This is a genomic window from Flavobacterium sp. TC780 (assembly GCF_056783245.1).
The window spans coordinates 1-18,576 of record NZ_JBXBAV010000080.1; the positions used below are offsets into that span (position 1 = coordinate 1).

The 18,576-nt window shown below is 33.4% G+C and carries 10 protein-coding genes and 6 pseudogenes; 4 read left to right on the forward strand and 12 right to left on the reverse strand.

Going from position 1 to position 18,576, the window contains the following annotated elements; translation table 11 throughout:
* Positions 1-728: 728 nt before the first annotated feature.
* Positions 729-3,107 (reverse strand): hypothetical protein, encoded by a 2,379-nt coding sequence (locus AC1RYN_RS07590; protein ID WP_481806489.1) that lies wholly within the window; start codon positions 3,105-3,107, stop codon positions 729-731.
* Between the two features lie 20 nt (positions 3,108-3,127).
* Between AC1RYN_RS07590 and AC1RYN_RS07595 the strand changes: the two genes are divergently transcribed.
* The gene (locus tag AC1RYN_RS07595; RefSeq protein WP_481806490.1) at positions 3,128-3,322 is read left to right on the forward strand and encodes a hypothetical protein; all 195 of its coding nucleotides are present in this window, start codon (positions 3,128-3,130) and stop codon (positions 3,320-3,322) included.
* 203 nt (positions 3,323-3,525) lie between these two features.
* Here AC1RYN_RS07595 and AC1RYN_RS07600 read toward each other — a convergent pair.
* A pseudogene (locus tag AC1RYN_RS07600) lies at positions 3,526-4,102 on the reverse strand (MiaE family protein).
* A gap of 107 nt (positions 4,103-4,209) precedes the next feature.
* Here AC1RYN_RS07600 and AC1RYN_RS07605 point away from each other — a divergent pair.
* Positions 4,210-5,491, forward strand: a pseudogene (locus tag AC1RYN_RS07605) (glycosyltransferase).
* On the opposite strand, the gene AC1RYN_RS07610 reads toward AC1RYN_RS07605, so the two are convergent.
* The 10 genes and pseudogenes from AC1RYN_RS07610 to porU all read right to left on the reverse strand — a co-directional run bounded on the left by AC1RYN_RS07610 (position 5,470) and on the right by porU (position 17,665).
* Positions 5,470-5,586 (reverse strand): helix-turn-helix domain-containing protein, encoded by a 117-nt coding sequence (locus AC1RYN_RS07610; protein ID WP_481806491.1) that lies wholly within the window; start codon positions 5,584-5,586, stop codon positions 5,470-5,472. The pseudogene AC1RYN_RS07605 and the gene AC1RYN_RS07610 overlap by 22 nt on opposite strands.
* A 1-nt stretch (position 5,587) precedes the next feature.
* The gene (locus AC1RYN_RS07615) at positions 5,588-6,367 is read right to left on the reverse strand and encodes a helix-turn-helix domain-containing protein (protein ID WP_481806492.1); all 780 of its coding nucleotides are present in this window, start codon (positions 6,365-6,367) and stop codon (positions 5,588-5,590) included.
* Positions 6,368-6,410: 43 nt separating this feature from the next.
* Complete coding sequence (locus AC1RYN_RS07620; protein ID WP_481806498.1) at positions 6,411-6,755, reverse strand: carboxymuconolactone decarboxylase family protein; 345 nt, start codon at positions 6,753-6,755, stop codon at positions 6,411-6,413.
* Positions 6,730-6,954, reverse strand: coding sequence for a hypothetical protein (locus AC1RYN_RS07625; protein WP_481806493.1), 225 nt, complete (start codon positions 6,952-6,954; stop codon positions 6,730-6,732). The genes AC1RYN_RS07620 and AC1RYN_RS07625 overlap by 26 nt, the downstream gene beginning before the upstream one ends.
* 387 nt (positions 6,955-7,341) lie before the next feature.
* Entirely contained in the window at positions 7,342-9,189 is a 1,848-nt protein-coding gene (locus tag AC1RYN_RS07630; protein ID WP_481806494.1) for a hydrolase/aminopeptidase, read from the reverse strand.
* A gap of 92 nt (positions 9,190-9,281) precedes the next feature.
* Positions 9,282-10,918 (reverse strand): annotated as a pseudogene (locus AC1RYN_RS07635) (dihydrolipoamide acetyltransferase family protein).
* 3 nt (positions 10,919-10,921) lie between these two features.
* A complete protein-coding gene (gene pdhA, locus AC1RYN_RS07640; RefSeq protein ID WP_481806495.1) occupies positions 10,922-11,920 on the reverse strand; it encodes a pyruvate dehydrogenase (acetyl-transferring) E1 component subunit alpha in 999 nt (332 codons plus the stop codon).
* A gap of 154 nt (positions 11,921-12,074) precedes the next feature.
* A complete protein-coding gene (gene cdd, locus AC1RYN_RS07645) occupies positions 12,075-12,557 on the reverse strand; it encodes a cytidine deaminase (RefSeq protein ID WP_481806496.1) in 483 nt (160 codons plus the stop codon).
* A 73-nt stretch (positions 12,558-12,630) separates the two neighbouring features.
* Positions 12,631-13,792 (reverse strand): annotated as a pseudogene (gene porV, locus AC1RYN_RS07650) (type IX secretion system outer membrane channel protein PorV).
* Positions 13,793-13,827: 35 nt separating this feature from the next.
* A pseudogene (porU, locus tag AC1RYN_RS07655) lies at positions 13,828-17,665 on the reverse strand (type IX secretion system sortase PorU).
* 222 nt (positions 17,666-17,887) lie between these two features.
* Here porU and AC1RYN_RS07660 point away from each other — a divergent pair.
* Positions 17,888-18,319 (forward strand): annotated as a pseudogene (locus AC1RYN_RS07660) (SUMF1/EgtB/PvdO family nonheme iron enzyme); the annotation flags it as partial.
* 98 nt (positions 18,320-18,417) lie between these two features.
* Positions 18,418-18,540: a PAS domain S-box protein gene (locus tag AC1RYN_RS07665; protein ID WP_481806497.1), complete on the forward strand. Its 123-nt coding sequence runs from the start codon at positions 18,418-18,420 to the stop codon at positions 18,538-18,540.
* Positions 18,541-18,576: the final 36 nt, after the last annotated feature.

Below are 18,576 nucleotides of genomic sequence, written 5' to 3' on the forward strand. Positions count from 1 at the left end.
TTGTCCAAAACTTTTTAGAAGATTACTCAAAAAAATGGATCAAGAACAAAACCTGGGAGAAATGTCAAAATAAGATTAGAAATTTGCAATCTAAGAATTTAATATGCTCCCTATAGATCTTTTAAAATTTATGCTTTCTGATTTTTTAGTAGAACATTTTGCAGTAGTTTGACCACTCACTCAGAAGAAGTATTACATCTCTATTTTTAAGAAAAAATAAAGCGGATCAGGTGTAAAAGTTGGGGATTAGCAAAAATATTTTACCACACAAAGGTTCAGGAAGTTTGATCTATAGCTTGTGAACCTTTGTGTTTTTATTTGTGCTGTTTGCGCTAAAAATGGATACTGCTGTTTTGTGTTTAAACAAAGTCTTTGTATCTATGGGACTTCACGAGAAACGAATCGTACCAGCTTAGTATAAAAGAATCTCTGCTTAATCTTAGCACAACTACGCAATAGATAATACTTCAAACGGGATTAGTAAAGGCTATAAATAACAATCTTTTCAGATAGTACACTTTTATTATCCCAAATAGAGCACATATTATACGTTCATAAGTAATAATTTTTAATAATTAATATACTTTGTTGTATTTATTAAAATTAATGCTTTAAAATGGGTATTGAACAATTTGTGGTTACTTAGTTAATACTTAATAAATTCTTTTTCATTTATACGCATAAAAAAGCCTGCTCGATTGAGCAGGCTTGAAATGATAGTATCATTATTAATCTTCAGTATCTTGAGTTTCTTCTAAATCATCTGATTTTCTTCCTATTTTTATTTTAGGATTGTCTTTGGTTCCTTTGATGATTAATGGAATTCCTAAAATTCCTAATGGGGGTAAACCTAATCTCATTTTAATATTTAGCTTACCATCTAAACTAGTAGTTCCTTCTATTCTTGGTCTGAAGCCTGCAAACTTGAATTTGAATCGTTCTAGAGTAATTATATTGTTTTTAATACTACTCTTAATATCTACTTTAGAAATTTCAGGATTTTTTATTCCCTCATGGCTTGTTGTTTTGCTTACAGCATTAAACATCTTCATGCCATATAATTTGATGTTTTTTACAGAGACAACACCTTCACCCACTAAGGAAGGATAAACAGGTTCCATATTAGCATTAAGTCTTCCTTTTAATTTATAATCTAAAGAAACTGTTCCTTGAGCTTTTTCTGCTGCACTAGCCATTTTTCTAAATATCTCAATTTCATTGTAAGCTTTTTTAACGTCAAAATCTGTTGCTTTGATAGTATAGTCGAATAGAGCTTTTTTCATCGTTAGAGCTTGATACGTTGCGTCCATGGTTACTTCGCAACCTATCAAGTTAAAACCTGTATTTTGCATGGTTAAAACACCCTTATTCATCTTGAGGTTACCTTTGGCGTTATTCAAGGTAAGTTTATTAAAGTTTACCTTTTGTGCATTTGCCTGAAATTGTAAATTAAAATTCTTTGGAATTATAATTACACCAGTTTGTATTACTTCGGTTTTTGGAGTTTCAGAACTTGTATTAGGTGTTGTTGCAGTACTATTTGTTTCAATTGTAGTTGCTGACATAAATTCATCAGCATTGATGTATCTTGAATTTATGACAAATGAGCCTTTTAAAACACCCGTTTTGGTTGTTGCAAAATTGATGACATTTTGTAAATAACCATTCATCTTAAAGTCTGATTGACCGTATGTTGATAAAAAGTTTTTGAAGAACATTTTGTCTTGGTTTATTTTAAAAACACCTTCTTTAATGATAAATTTTTTAGGAAGGTATTCAGAAACTATTCCGATGTTTTTAATTTCTAGTGTTCCTTTATTGTGAAGTTTACTATAATTTCCTTTTTCGGCATCACTTTGTTTGCCTTTTAAAATTAAATCGGCTTTAATTGAGCCATCTAAATCTAACCCTTTTTGAGAAAATACTCTATATATTTTGCTTATGTCCAGTTCTCCTTTGGCTTTCACATCATAAGTGAGATCATCAAAATTATATAAATCGGCATCAATATAAAAAGGCTTTCCTTCAAAGGTTATTTGTGCAGGTGATAATTTCACTTTTAGATCATCAAAAGTTCCTTTTTGATTTTTAATCTCAGAAACAATAGTTATGTCTGTTATTGGGTTTGGATAATATTTTGTTTTTAAATATCCATTTTTAAAATTAATTGTCCCAGAAGTTACAGGAAAGAGTTTGTTTTTTAAATCAAAAATCCCTTTTGCTTTAACATCTCCAATAAGATTCCCTTTTAGCTCAATATCTGGTATTCCAAATGCTTGAGTTAATTTTTCTAAATCTATCTGACTGCTTAAATCTATATTCAAGTCTGGAGTGTCAACTCCTTTTACATAGAATTTAGATTTTAAATAATCTTTATTAATATTCAAAGCTAAATTCTTTCCGTCAACAATTAAAAGATCAGGGTTTAATGAAGGTAATTTCGTGCTTATATCTAGATTTAAATTTGAAACAGGAAAGGAACTTTTATTATAGTTTACATATCCATCGTTTATTTTTAAATCGACATTTAAATCTGGGGCAATGTTTTGTGAGGCTATATATTTACCTTTTAAGGTAAGTAATAGATTGGTATTTCCTTTTAAATCTGTTTTCGATAACCAGGTAATAAATTTAGGTGGGAATGCTGTAAAGACATCATGCAATTGGCTGTTATTTGACTTTATTACAAAATCGATATTATAACCATCTTTTAAGAAGTCAAATTTCCCTTTAAAATCAACTATCAGCTGATTTATTTTTAAATTGTTTTGCTCAAAAAAGAATGATAAAGAATTTACATTTACTTTAGTGATTAAATCGGCGTCAACCTTCTTATTCATTAAATACGGTTCATTCTCATATAAAATATTAAGTTTTTCGATTTTAGCTTTTGAATATAAGTCGAAGATATCTTTACTTAAATCTCCCTTTCCAGAATAATTAAATCCAAAAACATCTAGATGTACATTGGTTGATTGATCATCATAGACTATTTTGCTATTGATGATTTCAATTTTTTCTAATTTTAAAGAGGTATCATCACTATTATCTTTAGCTTTTTCTGCTTCGGCTTCAGATGATTTCGTAAACGTTATAATTTGCTTCACCGTTTTTATTAACTTTTACATTGATAAAAGAATTAGATAGATATATTTGGTCTATGCTAACAGTTTCTCCAAAGAGTAAACTGCTTATGTTGATACCAAAAGAAACTTCTTTAGCAGTAACAAAGTTTTCTTTTTGGAATGGAGCTGATCCATTTAGTTTAATTCGTTTAAAGTTAAAGTTAATGATGGAAAATGATGAAAGAAAGAAATGTTAGCATCTGAATAATTTAGTTCAGCATTAAGTTTTTCTTATTTGCAGTTTTCTTTATCTCTTCTTTTTGTTATTTTGTCCAAAAAACATAAGGCGTTATAAAAAGTAGCGCTAAAATAACTACTAGCACTATTCCATATATTTTACTATTCTATATAAAATGGATTTTATATTCCCTTTTGGCATAAGTATAATTATTAGTTGTTTTTATCCGTGTACAGTTTCGCTTTTTCGATAATTGGTAATAATAGAGCCTTCATATTCAATCCATTCTTTCCAGCGTTTATCAATGTCTATGTTGTCTGTGTATTTTCGGGCAAATCCTAAAAAGCGGTGTAATGGCCCGCTTCCGAAATCATTAAATCACGATAAAACTTGGCTAATTCTTGGTCTTTTATGTTTTCCTAAAGGACTTTAAAGCGTTCACAACTTTAGCTTCAATCATAGCCGAAAATAATAAGCGGTCACAAAGGGCATCTTTTCTACTGCCATCTTTTTTCATGAATTTAAAAAGTTCATTTACATATACGTCTTTTCTTTCGCGACCAGTGTTACATCCTTCTTGATAATGTCATGGTACCATTTGTAAATGCTCTAACTCTTCTCTGGCAATAATTAGCATTTCTGTTACTAATTCCTCTAATTCTGAATTGTATGTTACTAAACTAATTGCGTTTGAAGCCGCTTTTTGCTCACACCACGCATGGTCGGTAAGAATTTCTTCGATATTCGATTCGACTATGTTTACCCAACGTGGGTCTGTAGCTAATTTTAATCCTAACATGATATTTGATTTATAACCTACAAAATTAGTGTTTTATTCCCGATTTTTGGGTTGAACGACTATATTGCCGCTTAAATAGTATTATTTTGAGAGAAATAAAATAGGATATGAGTGAGCTTAAAAAGCTTTTAATAATTGGTTTTGTATGGCCTGAGCCAAATTCATGGCCGCAGGGGGGAAAATGATGCAATTGATTTCAATTTTTCAAGAACAAGGATTTGAAATCACATTTGCTAGCCCAGCTTTGGATAGTGACTTCATGATAGATTTGCGAGCATTAGGAATCGAAAAGAAATCGATTACTTTAAATTGTTCCAGTTTTGATGATTATATAAAAGAACTTAATCCGTCGATTGTTTTGTTTGATCGGTTTATGATTGAAGAACAGTTTGGTTGGCGCGTGTCTGAAAATTGTCCTGATGCATTACGTATTTTAGATACTGAGGATTTGCACTGCCTGCGTCAAGCTCGTCAAAAAGGATTCAAAGAGAATAGAAATTTTGTAGTTAGTGATTTATTTTCAGAAGAAGTAGCTAAGAGAGAAATCGCTAGTATTCTGCGTTGTGATTTGTCTTTAATAATTTCTGAGTTTGAGATGGAATTATTAGAATCGGTATTTAAAATTGATACTGCTTTATTGTATTATTTACCTTTTTTATTGAATTCAATTTCTGAAGATGTATTAAAAGAATTACCCTCTTTTGAAGAAAGGACTGGTTTTGTTTTTATCGGTAATTTTCTGCACGAACCTAATTGGAATACCGTTCAATATCTAAAAGAAGTAATTTTGCCTTTGATAAGAAAACAATTACCGATGCAGATTTAAATGTTTATGGAGCATATCCTTCGCAAAAAATAAATCCCACCAACCTATATCTGATTTTATATTATGGGCCGTGCTGATAATGCTCAAGAGGTAGTCCAGAAATCTAGAATAGTATTAGCTCCGATACGTTTTGGTGCGGGTTTAAAAGGAAAATTAGTTGAAGCCATGCAATCTGGAACACCAAGCGTGACCACAACAATAGGTGCGGAAGCTATGAATGGTGATTTGCCTTGGAATGGCTTTATTATTGATGATGCTGAAAATTTCGCCAAAGCAGCGGTAGAATTATATCAAGACAAAAATCTGCGGAACCAAGCCCAGATAAAAGGATTATTGAAATAATTAATACTCGCTATTTAAAAGATGATTTTGCGACTGATTTTATGGAAATAATTTTCTATTTGCAATCTAATTTGCAATCTCATCGTAATAATAATTTTGTGGGAAGTATGTTGCAGTATCATACCATGAGAAGTACAAAATATATGTCTAAATGGATTGAGGCTAAAAATAAAATTAAGAATTTTATTTTTCCCAAAACCTACTGTTTCTCTATAATTTGAGGTGAGACATCGGCATTGGTTTTAAAAAATCGACTAAAGTAATGCTCGTCTTCATAGCCCAATTCGTATGCAATTTCTTTGACAGTTTTGTTCATGTCATGCTATAATTCTCTTTTGGCTTCGATTATTATTCTTTTCAGCAATTAAATCAGTTAGTGTTTTATTAAAATAAGTCTTAGATAATTTTGCCAGCGCTTTGATGAGATATTTAATAATTCGGCATAATTTCCTGCTCTGCGAATGTTTGGTTTTAAAATTAAGCTCAATAGCATCTTTCAGATTTTGAAGAATGAAAAGATTCTTCGAATTAGGAACTGATTTCATTTCTTCTAATTGTTCGTTTTTTAATCGGGAAGCAGTAATTAAAAATATTTTTAAGTAGGAAACCAATAATTCATATTGTGCCAATTCAGCATTTTGAATTTCGGTTTTCATTTGTTCTAAAACCATTCTAAAAGTTGCTGCAGCTTGTTCTGTAATAATTGTAAATGGTGGTTGATAAACATTATTAAATAAAATCCCATTACAGGAAACTTCTTTTTGATGCATGTGAATGCAATAAAAATCAGGATGAAAGTGAATTGCGATTCCTTCAATTGGTTCACTTACACAGAGCATAAAAGGCTGATAAGGAGAAAAGGCCAGGAGTGCGTTTTCTTCAAAATTATGCTCGGCAAAATCAGCTTTTACTTTCCCTTTTCCTTTGGTTACCCAAATTAATGAGAAATAATTATTGCGCTGCAAATGGTCAAAATGACTATTGTTGTCAAAAGGGAGTAACTTAAAGGCTAAATTACCATTTTGTGGATTAATTAAAGTGAAAACATTCTGAGTACTCATGATTTCTTTTTGTTTTTGAAATATAAAGATAGTCATGAAAAGAATTCATAACTATCTTTATAAAGTGTTTTTGCTTGAATTAATTTAAACTTGAAACAGCTGGAAAATCAATTTCTGTGTTTGCTGTATTGTTAAAGTAGTTTGTTAAAATATTTAAAGCTACATGTCCAATTGTTTCTGCAATTTCTGCATCAGTAACTCCAGCATTTTTTACATTGTTTAGATCTTCATCATTTACCAAGCCATTTTTACTGATTAATGTTTTGGCAAATTGTAAAACGGCTTCAGTTTTTGCGTCGGTTGAATTTCCTGTTCTCGCTGCTTGCAAAACTGCAGGATCTGCTTTTACCAGTTTTTCTCCAATAAAGGTATGGGCTGCTAAGCAGTAATCACATGAATTACTTTCTGAAACTGCTAAGGCAATTAGCTCTCCTGTTTTTGTACCTAATTTTCCTGGTGGTTAGAGCACCGCTTAAATTTAGATATCCTTCAAGAACTGCGGGAGAATTTCCCATTGTTCTCATCATGTTTGGAACAACTCCTAATTTTGCATGTACAGCGTTGAATAAATCTTTAGTTTTTCCTGTTGCTTCTTCTGGGTTTAATGCTGTTAATCGTGTCATCTTATTTAATTTTATTATTTACTTGTTGTTGTCTTTTGACATTACAAAAGGTGCTACGATTGCTGATCTTAGAACATGGAGAATTTACGCTATGTAATGGATAATTTTCTCTGAGGTGTTTTTTTTAGAAGCTAATCCCGCTATTCGTTACAATCTTTTGCTTTTTAAAGAAAAAAGCAAAAGGATTTTCACTTCTATCGGGGCTAGGGCAATTGTTTTCATAAGAATGTTTTTTGTTTATTAGGTCAGGAATGAGAAATAAGAATAAAAAAAATCCCCGATTACAAGGTGTAACTGGGGATTTTTTTCTTTGCAGTTTTCAGTTGCAGTCTTCGGTTAGATTGTAAGCAAAAAACTGCCACTGCGACTGTAAACTGAAACGGAATACTATTTTAAAACACCTTCAACAGCTTGGATTGTTGTTTGGTGATAACCTGATTTTGCTTTGTCGAAGATTTGTTTTGCCCAAATTTTCCCTTCAGGTGTTTTTGCCATTTCTTTATAAAGCATCATTACTGATCCTGTTCTGCTAGTAGAAATTAAAAATTGTTCAACTGCAGGGTAAGCTGCTGTATATTTATAACGGATTGAAGGAACAAACCATTGGCGCTTGATAATGAAATTGCCACCTTTTGTAAAGTTGAATTCGGTATCAAGTGCTTCCATTTCTTTTACAGTAATATCTGTTGGAAGATTGTCTATAAAATGTTGTTTCTCTGTAGTTGTTGTGATTTTTTTGCTTAATCCTTTAACGCCAGTTTCTCTCCAGCTTTTTTGAATTTTATCGATAGCATCAAAATCGGGTGAGCTTACTGGAGTAATATTTGATGGAATTCCAGGTTTGTAGATCCATTCATCTAGTTTTATCTTGTCAGCCAGTGCTTTGTCTCCTTTAATTAGATTCTCATTTATGTATTTTACAAAATCTTCAGTTGTAATAGATTTAAAAGCATTTGCATCGAAATAGTTTTTAATAAAAACATCGAATTTTTCTCGTCCCACTGCACTCTCAATAACTCTTAAAAAGGCATATCCTTTTACATAAGGTATTAAACTTAACCCGTCATCAGGATTTCTTCCAGTTAAACTAACTTTAAGTCTTGTGTCTGGGTTTGTATCTCCTAGTTCAGCAATATTATCAATTAGTTCTTTACGGATGATAACATTTTGCATTTCAAATTCTTTTTCACCAAAGATTGCTTCACCAATTCTGTGTTCTACATAAGTAGTGAACCCTTCGTTTAACCAAATGTCATCCCATGTTGCATTGGTAACTAAGTTTCCGCTCCAGCTATGACCTAATTCATGTGCTAATAAGCTAGTTAATGAACGATCACCAGCCAAAACTCCTGGAGTTAGGAATGTTAAGTTGGGATTTTCCATTCCACCGTAAGGGAAACTTGGTGGCAGGACTAATACATCATAACGTCCCCAACGGTATGGGCCATATAGTTTTTCGGCAGCAACTACCATTTTTCCTAATTCAGCAAATTCCCATGCTGCTTTTTTAAGAACAGATGGTTCTGCGTAAACACCTGTTCTGTCATCAATTGATTGAAATTCGATGTCTCCAACTGCAATTGCCATTAAGTATGATGGTATTGCTTTGTCTTGTTTAAAAGTGTAAATACCAGTATCATTTTTCTTTTGAGGATTAACTGCGCTCATTACAGCCATTAAATCTTTAGGAACTGTAATTTTTGCATTATAAGTAAAACGAACTGATGGAGAGTCTTGACATGGGATCCAAGTACGTGACCAAACACTTTCTCCTTGAGAGAAAAGGAAAGGTTTCTTTTTGTCTGCAGTCTGTTCAGGTTTTAGCCATTGTAATGCTACAGCGTCTTTGGTTGTATTGTAGTAAATATTTACTTTAGTTGTATTTGGTTCAATTGTAATGTGAAGTGGTTTTCCGTGAAATTCGACGTCTTTTCCGAGCTCGAATTTGGTTTCTTTTTCATCATCACCTAGAGTTACTTTAGTGATGTTAAGCGTGTTTTCGTCAAAGATAATTTCGTTGCCTTTACTAACGTTGTCGATTTTCCAAGATGCTTTTCCAGTAATGGATTGTGTTTCAAAATCAACTTTGATATCAAGGTCTAAGTGTTTTACAACGGCTAACTCTGGTTTTGAGAAAGAATGTTCGTCTTTAACAACTGTTGATTTATTTGTTTCGTCTTTTTTCTGACAGGCCAATGCTGTCAAAAAGAGGGTTAGTAGATATAATTTTTTCATTTTTATAAAAAATTGGTTTAAAATGTAAATTAAATAAAAAAATCCCATTTTGAAAGTTCAAAATGGGATTTTTAATATAAAATAATAACGAATTATGCCAACATAGTAACTGGGCTTTCGATATATTGTTTCAATGTTTGTAAAAATTGAGCACCAGTTGCACCATCAATTGTTCTGTGGTCACAAGCTAATGATAACATCATTGTGTTTCCTACTACAATCTGACCGTTTTTAACTACTGGTTTCTCTACAATAGCACCTACAGAAAGGATGGCAGAGTTTGGTTGGTTTATAATAGAATTAAATTCTGTAATACCAAACATTCCAAGGTTAGATACTGTAAAAGTACTTCCTTCCATTTCTTGTGGTCCAAGTTTTTTGTTTTTAGCTCTTCCAGCAAGATCTCTTACGCTAGTGCCAATTTGTGATAAACTCATAGCATCTGTAAATTTCAATACAGGAACTACTAATCCATCTTCAACAGCTACTGCAACACCAATATTTACATGGTGGTTGATGATGATGGCATCTTCTTTCCACTGTGAATTAATTTTTGGGTGTTTTTTCAATGCCAAAGCACAAGCTTTGATAACCATATCATTAAATGATACTTTGGTGTCAGGAACGCTGTTTATTGTTGCTCTAGATGTCATTGCTTCATCCATGCTTACTTCAATCACTAAGTTATAGTGTGGAGCTGTAAACAATGATTCTGCTAGACGTTTTGCAATAATTTTTCGCATTTGCGAATTTTTGATCTCTTCTGTGAAAACTTCTCCAGCAGGAACAAAAACTTTTGGTGCAGCAGCAGTTACTTCTGGAGTTTTAGTAGCTGTTACAGCTGGTTGAGCAGTAGCAGTTGTTGCAGGTGTAAAGTTTTCGATATCGCTTTTTACAATACGTCCGTTTTCACCAGTTCCTTTTACTTGTGATAATTGAATTCCTTTATCTGAAGCTATTTTCTTTGCTAATGGTGAAGCAAGAATTTCTTTTTCCGTCGCTAACGACTTCAACAGTTTCTGCTGTTTCTTGAGTAGGAGCTGCTTTAGTTTCTTCTGTTGTTGCTTTTGCAGGAGCACCACCAACAGTATAGTTTTGGGCAATACCAGAGATGTCAGCCCCAGCAGGTCCGATGATAGCTAATAAACTATCAACAGGAGCTGTGTTTCCTTCTTGGATACCAATGTATAATAAGGTTCCTTCGTTGAAAGACTCAAATTCCATTGTTGCTTTGTCTGTTTCGATTTCAGCAAGGATATCACCTTCAGCTACAGCGTCACCAACTTTTTTAAGCCAAGTTGCAACTGTACCTTCAGTCATGGTGTCGCTTAATCGAGGCATAGTTACTACAACAACACCTTTTGGTAATTCAGTTGCAGTTTTTGCAGGAGCAGCTGCTTCTGTTTTAGCTTCTGTAGTTGCAGCTTCAGCTTTTGGAGCTTCGGCAGCAGGAGCATCTCCTCCAGCGATTAATGCCGTAACATCTTCACCTTCGTTTCCTATAATTGCTAATAATGAATCAACTGGAGCAGTTTCTCCAGCTGGGATTCCTGATATATAAAAGAGTTCCTTCATTGAAAGACTCAAATTCCATTGTTGCTTTGTCGGTTTCAATTTCAGCAAGGATATCTCCTTCGCTAACTTTGTCTCCTACTTTTTTAAGCCAAGTTGCTACCGTTCCTTCCGTCATAGTATCGCTCAAACGAGGCATTGTTACTTTTATTGCCATGATTTATAGTTTATGAGGTGTAAATGGATAGTCTTCTTGTGCGTATACTACATCGTAAAGTTGTTGTAAATCAGGATATGGAGATTCTTCAGCAAATTTCACACATTCTTCTACCAAGTCTTTTACTCTTTGGTCTATTTCTTCAATTTGTTCTTCAGTAGCAAAATTTTGATCTTTTATTACATCAAGAACTTGAGTAATTGGGTCAATTTTTTTGTATTCTTCTACTTCTTCTTTTGAGCGATATAATTGTGCGTCAGACATTGAGTGTCCTCTGTAACGGTATGTTTTCATTTCTAAGAATGTTGGACCATCACCACGACGTGCTCTTTCAACTGCTTCGTACATAGCTTCAGCAACTTTGACTGGATTCATTCCGTCAACTGGTCCACAAGGCATTTCGTATCCTAAACCAAGTTTCCAGATATCAGTATGGTTTGCTGTTCTTTCAACAGAAGTTCCCATTGCATATCCATTGTTTTCAACAATAAATACAACTGGAAGTTTCCATAACATAGCCATATTAAAAGCTTCGTGTAAAGAACCTTGTCTTGCTGCACCATCACCAAAATAAGTCATAGTTACACCACCTGTTTCAAAATATTTATCTGCAAAAGCTAAACCAGCTCCCACAGGAATTTGTCCACCTACAATTCCGTGACCTCCGTAAAAACGGTGTTCTTTTGAGAAAATGTGCATAGATCCACCCATTCCTTTAGATGTTCCTGTTGCTTTTCCTAAAAGTTCAGCCATTACACGTTTTGGGTCAACACCCATACCAATTGGTTGTACGTGATTTCTGTAAGCAGTTATCATTTTATCTTTTGTCAAATCCATGACATGCAATGCACCAGCTAGTACAGCTTCTTGACCATTATATAGGTGAAGAAAACCTCTTACTTTCTGTTGGATGTACAATGCTGCTAGTTTGTCTTCAAACTTTCTCCAAAGTAGCATGTCTTCATACCACTTTAAATATACCTCTTTTGTAACTTCTTTCATCTGAATTCTTTCTTTTGTAAAGTGTTGCTGTTATCAATTGTTGCCTATAACGCAAAATAGTTTCCTCCCACAAATTTGCGCCCGATGGGTCGGGATGCAAAAATAAGACATTCCTACTTAGAACTAAAATTTAAACGCTAATTTTTGGTTTTTTTTACAAGAACTTTTTGTCAAACATAAAAGGAAGTAAATTTTTCAGGGATGCTGATTGATAAATTGTACCTATTTCGCCCATGAAATAAATTTCGATAGGGGTCTCTTGTTTTATTTCGTATTCTGCAATTGACTGTCTACAAGATCCACAAGGTGGGATAGGAGCTGTCGTTTGATTGGTGTCTGAAGCAGCCGAAATTGCAATTTTTAAAATCTTAGCTTCAGGATAAATGGCTCCTGCGTGAAAAATAGCTACTCGTTCTGCACAAAGTCCTGACGGATACGCCGCATTTTCTTGATTTGAACCTAAAACAATCTTGCCATTGTCCAAAAGTAATGCTGCACCAACTCTAAATTTAGAATATGGGGCATAGGCTTTTTTACGGATAGCAATTGCTTCGTTCATTAAGTTTTGGATGTCTTTTGGAAGTTCTTGATAGAACTCAAAAACTGAAAATTGTGTTGTAATAGATATTTCTTTCATTATGTATTTAGGAAAAAAAATCCAAATTTCAATACTATGAAATTTGGATTGTTATAATTGTAATTCTTTTTTATTAATATACTTCGTATTTGTCCCCAAAGTTAAACGTTAGAGAGAAGCGAAGTGTGTTTTCTAGTGGATTTTTTACATTTGAAGTAGAGAATAGGTATGAAACATCTACTTTAACAACATTGTATTTGAACCCTGCACCTAGAGAGAAGAATTTTCTAGCTCCTTTAGGGCTTTCATGAAAATAACCTGCGCGAAATGCAAATGAATCCTGATACATGTATTCTGCACCAATGCTATAGGTGATTTCTTTTAATTCTTCACTAAAACCACCTGGCGCGTCTCCAAATGATTTAAATATTCCTGATGCCCAGCCTATTGATCGATAATCTTCTCTGTTTTGATTTCTTTCATCTGCAGTAACTGTGCCATCACCATTTAAATCTGGGTTTTGTGGCGTTGGAACCAATAACTTGCTAAATTCTACACCCAAACCAATTTTGTTGTATTCATCTAGAATGAAATGGGATCCCTCCACCTCTTAAATTAGCTGGTAAGAAGTTAGCATTGATTTCGTCATTGTCGTATTTGATTTTTGGACCGATGTTCTGAATGTTAAAACCACCTCTCCATCTACCGTTAAAATCGCTATATGCAATTTCTTCTGATTGATAGAAACCGGCAACATCTACTGCAAAAGAGGTCGCTGGGGATGCGTCTATGTCTTCAGAGGCTATTTTTAGATTAGAACGAATGTATCTTCCTGCTACTGCCATCGAGAATTTTTCACTTAATTTCAAGGAATAAGATCCATCAAGAGCAAACTCATTTGGAGATACAATGTTTACTGGTTCATCTGGGCTGTCTGTTTTTCTTAATTCGATATCACCAAAGCCAAAATAACGGAAACTTGCAGCAAAGGCATTACGGTCGTTTATTTTGTTGTAATAGGTAATTTGTCCTAAAGAGACATCATTTACTAAATCAGTAAGATAAGGGGTGTAACTAACAGAGAATCCTTGTTTGTCTTCGGAGAAGGCATACTTTGCGGGATTCCATTGTTGAGAAAAAGCATCTACAGATGTGGCGACTCCTTGGTCGGCCATACCTATACTGGCGTCGGCAGCTACCAACAAAAAGGGTACTGCAGTTGTAATTGTTCTTTCTTGTGCCTTGGCTAGGGTAGCTATGAAAAGGCAGATTAAAATGAGGGTAGTTTTTTTCATCTAGGTTTTTAATAGTAAACAAATATAATATTTAATTAAAGTATGACAAGTTTTTCAATTTTTTCTGCTTTTTTATTTGTTGTGTTCGATTTGACGGTTAATTTATAAATATAAACTCCCTTACCAATTCGATCTCCAAAATCATCTCTTTCGTTCCAAGTTATGTCCCGAGATAAAAAACCTTCGGTAGTAATAATTTGATTTTTTGTCCAAACGACTTTTCCCTGTAATTGTCATTACTTGGATCTGAACTTCTAAAGGTTCATAAGGTCTGTTGTGTGAAAACCAAAATTCAGTATAAGTTGTGAACGGATTTGGGTAATTTAAAACATGCGTTAATGTAATTGTATCATCTCCCGATACTATAAATTGAATTTCGGCTGTCACAGGGTTGTTATAAACATCCCAAGCTGTAACCGAAACCGTGTGCAATCCTACTGCTAGATTACGAAATGGAAAACGCAATGTTCCATGTGTATAATCATCTAACTTAGTTTGGTAGTAATCGTTTAATATATAAGGATTACTACATCTAGTCTAAAATTGCACCTATGTCATGTCCAATTCCGCTTGCAGTATTTATCCCGTTTTCATCTTCAAGATTCGCAAGTAAAAAAGGAGATTCATTTGTAACCCCTCCTGATACAAATGTTTCATCATTCATATATAACTGCACTTTTGGACTATTATCTGCTTGAGGTGCATTTTCATTTATACCGCCTATTTTTATTGTAGAATCATAGCCTGTTGATTCTCGAGAAGCTGTTGTTTTTTTGCGTAAAAGCTAATTTTTCCATTGCCTAGCGGAATTCGAATTCTCTAGGGACTACAAAACTAAATTCGAATAATCCATTGGTGATTGAAGCGCTTCCTCTAAAAATAGTCTCGCCCATGGTGTTGAATTGTATTGGAGGACTAAATCCATTGTTATTAAGTGTAGAAGCTATAATTGTTTTATCGAATATTGCTGTTGTTAGTTCTCCGTTGTAGTTTGTTAGTAAATTATTGTTTTCGTCTGTTATTTCTCCTGATAGTTTGATTTTTGCCAATGATTTAAAGTCATCTATCGGTTAAATAAGAACATCGTTTACTTTTGTTAGTTTTATTTTTGGTTTTGGAATTGCTAACATTAAGGCAGGGTCTCCAATATATACAATTACATTACTTGAAGAGCTAGGATTGCTGTTTTTGGATATTCTCAATGATTCTGAAATAGTAGTGTATTGATTGGAGCCGTATGATAATAAATTTTTGGATAGGATATCATTAAAATTCTCTGCGCTAAATTGTCCAATAGATCTTGTGGTTGTGAGCATGGCTATGGCGCCTCCTTTTGGATTCCAGAAGGTATATTCACCCGCAGTTGGTCTTGTGGGGTCGTCAAATCTTGAGAATTCGCACGTAATGGTTATAAATAAAGGATATTTATATTGATTGTTTAGGTTTTGCCCATCTGATTTCCCCCAGATTCGTTCACCTGCTAAGCCGTCTTCACCACCATGACCTAAATAGTTAAAGACTAGGGCTCCTTTTTCGAAAGCATCGAATAAGTCTGTTCTTGCTTTAGGGTATCTTGCTCCTCCTGCTGAGGCTTCTTCTACATAAGAGTCTAAAAGTATTTTGTCTACATTAAAGAAAGGTTTTTCGGTAGTGATAACATCAGCTAATTTGTTTTGTCTGCTTTGTAAGGTGGCATCCGAAGCTTTATCGGAATCATCGGCTATTAATACAAAGTTGTTTTTCCAATTTCCATATGATTTTATATCATGGTATTCGAGTACTTTATTGACCATTTCGCTAGCTTGTTTGGTGTCATTAACAAGCATTCTTCCTATGGCGATATCTATTCCTCCAAAGAAAGAAATTATATTTCCTTCATTGTTATCCATTAGTCCATAAAAGTCATCAGATGCAAATGAAGCTTCTCCTGAACTATTGCTTTCTTAATGAATGATATATAGGTATGATATTCCCATTATTATTGATTCTGTTTTTATAATCGAAAGAAGCGTCTCCAAAAAGATTGACATATTTAATTCTTTTTTCTGGAGAAGATGCATTATCATAGACATATTTGATGCAATTTCGGATAGCGGCTATATCTTGTTTTCCAGATGAGAATTCTTGATATATCGATTCTGTTGTGATTACTTTTACGTTTAAATTAGAATAGGATCTGTGGAAAGTGGCTAGTTTCTCAGCTTGATTCAATAAAAAAGAAGGAGTGATAATAACATAGTCAAGGTCTTGAAAAGTGCCTTGATTGTTCTTTAAAATTGTTCCTTTCAGGTTTTGATTGGGAATTTTGGTTTTGTTTTCTTTAAGTGGGGTGTAGTAATCCGAAGGATCGAGAGCGATATATTTTCGTACCTCTCCTAATTGTGCCTTAAAGCTGATTGTACTTTGATTTGAATTCTCAATAGTAGTTACATTATATATGTCTGTAACATCCCAAATTTGTGTAATTCCGGATGTGTTTGTTAAATTGTAATTTGCTATTCCGAGACTTGAATCTGCTAAATCATATTGAAAAAGAAATTGTTTTCCGTAGCCCTGTAGTTTTCTTTTTGCAATTAGGTTAATACGATCTAAGTATCCCTTCGAGCCAGGAACACCTCCATTGTTGTAGTTGAGTTTTATTTTTATGCTTTCTGTTCCTGTAAATGTTTTGTTTGATGGCAAAGAGTCGGTGTAGAACTTAATTTCAGAATTTGGGTTTATTGGACTGAAATTAATGTTTCCTATGTCTTGTCCGTTTGCTGTAACTTTAAAAGTTGTATTTGTAAAGGAGGCAGATGCTGTTTTGATTTGTATTTTTACAGGGATTGAAGTATCGATATTTGGAAAACTAAAGTCGAATTCTTGTTCGTTGTTAATGTCAAATGGTTCACCGTACCATTCTCGTCCTAAATGTATAATGTTTGTAAGGTCTTTTTCGTGATATTGATGGCTGTCAAATGTTGAGATGTTTATGGTGCTGCTTCCTGTTGGAGTTTGCATTTGCGAGATTCTTTTACCATCTCCTCCTTGAGTCGTTATATAGTAATATGATTTGTTGTCGTATAAATTGTTGTTGGTTCTGCTTTCGTTGCTCCAGGTGTCAACACCTTCTGCGTAAAATAAAATATAATCATCATTGTCAAAATTTCCGTCATTTTCACCAATAATTTGAATAGCATTTTCAGTAAGATCATTTGGGTAAAAGACTGCATTAGATAAAGGGAGCATTCTTCCTCCATTACCGTATATTTTTATTTTTTTTGGGTTGGTTTTTACTAAGTCCGAGTTTAAGTTTTGTAAAAAGCTTTTAGAGATTTTGTAAACTCCTGATTTTTCGATATAAAATCGGTACCAATCTCCTGATGATAATACAGAATTGGAGATGTTTGCGCTTTTTCTAGTTAATGATGTTCTTGAAGAAGTATTACTTTGAGAGTTGGTTATTATATTATAGCTAAAGGATTTTACTTTTTTGTATCCATTACCATCATTAATTATTGGAGATAAAGTTAATAAAGCTTGATTTATTCCTCTTGCAGATGATATTATTATCGATTCATTCGTGGTTTTGGGTATGTTTTTTAGGGTTAAATCCCCGAGTTGATTTTCTGAAATTGTTTCGTAGACAATATTGGATAATTGCACGATGCTGTTTTCAGAATAATTAGATTGTGTAAGGTTTAAAGTATATAAAATTGACTTTGTATCGGCATTCAAATGGTAGTTATTGCCCGAAAATAAGGGGGCATTTACTTTGAAGTCGCCAAAATACATGTCTTTTTTGTCAAGCCAATTTAAAATGATATCATCTTTTGTTTGTGCAAAAGAGTTGATATGTAGTGAGATAAAAAAAAATAGTAGTGTCTTTTTCATTGTATGTTTTAACGAAAATGTCATTGTTATATTATGGCAAGTAAAAATATAGTATTTAGTGTTATAGTAAATAATAAAAAGTATATTTTTGCGTTCGAGTAATGTGAGATGATTTGACAAGAATCAGGTACATGAAATATTTATAATTGTTTTTATAATTGATGTTGCAAATTAATTTTAATTATTATATTGCAGCACCTAAATTATTACCTACTAAAGAGTATGAAAGTAAACAAAATTATGGCCTTACAGTTAATGTTATCTATGACATTGGTTCTGGGAATGGCTAGCTGTAGTAAAAAATCTAGTTCGAGTGCATCAAGAGCTACGGGTTGGGACGTTAATAGTATTAATGGAACAGCACAAAATGTTTCTAACAAAAAACAACAAGCGGGACCGGGACTAGTTTTTGTAGAAGGAGGGACATTTACCATGGGTAAGGTTCAGGATGATGTTATGCATGATTGGAATAATACGCCAACACAACAACACGTTCAGTCTTTTTATATGGATGAGACTGAGGTAACTAATATGATGTACTTAGAATACCTTGAGTGGTTGAAAAAAGTATTTCCACCAACAGAAGAAAATTACAAGCATATATATGAAGGAGCTTCACCAGATACTTTAGTTTGGAGAAATCGTTTACATTTTATCCTATAATCTTCACATGTTATCGAATAAAACAACTAAACTACTGATTATCAAAAACTATTAACGATATTTGTTAGAATTCTCAATTCGTGTTGCATATGAAAAACCAGGCACTTTTGAATGCAATTATTGAAAAAGCAATCGACGGAATTATAACCATAAACGAACAAGGTATAGTAGAGACTATAAATCCCTCAGCCTGCCGTTTTTTGTACAACTAGGCTGCCTCCCTAACAACAGGAGCATGTATTAACCTT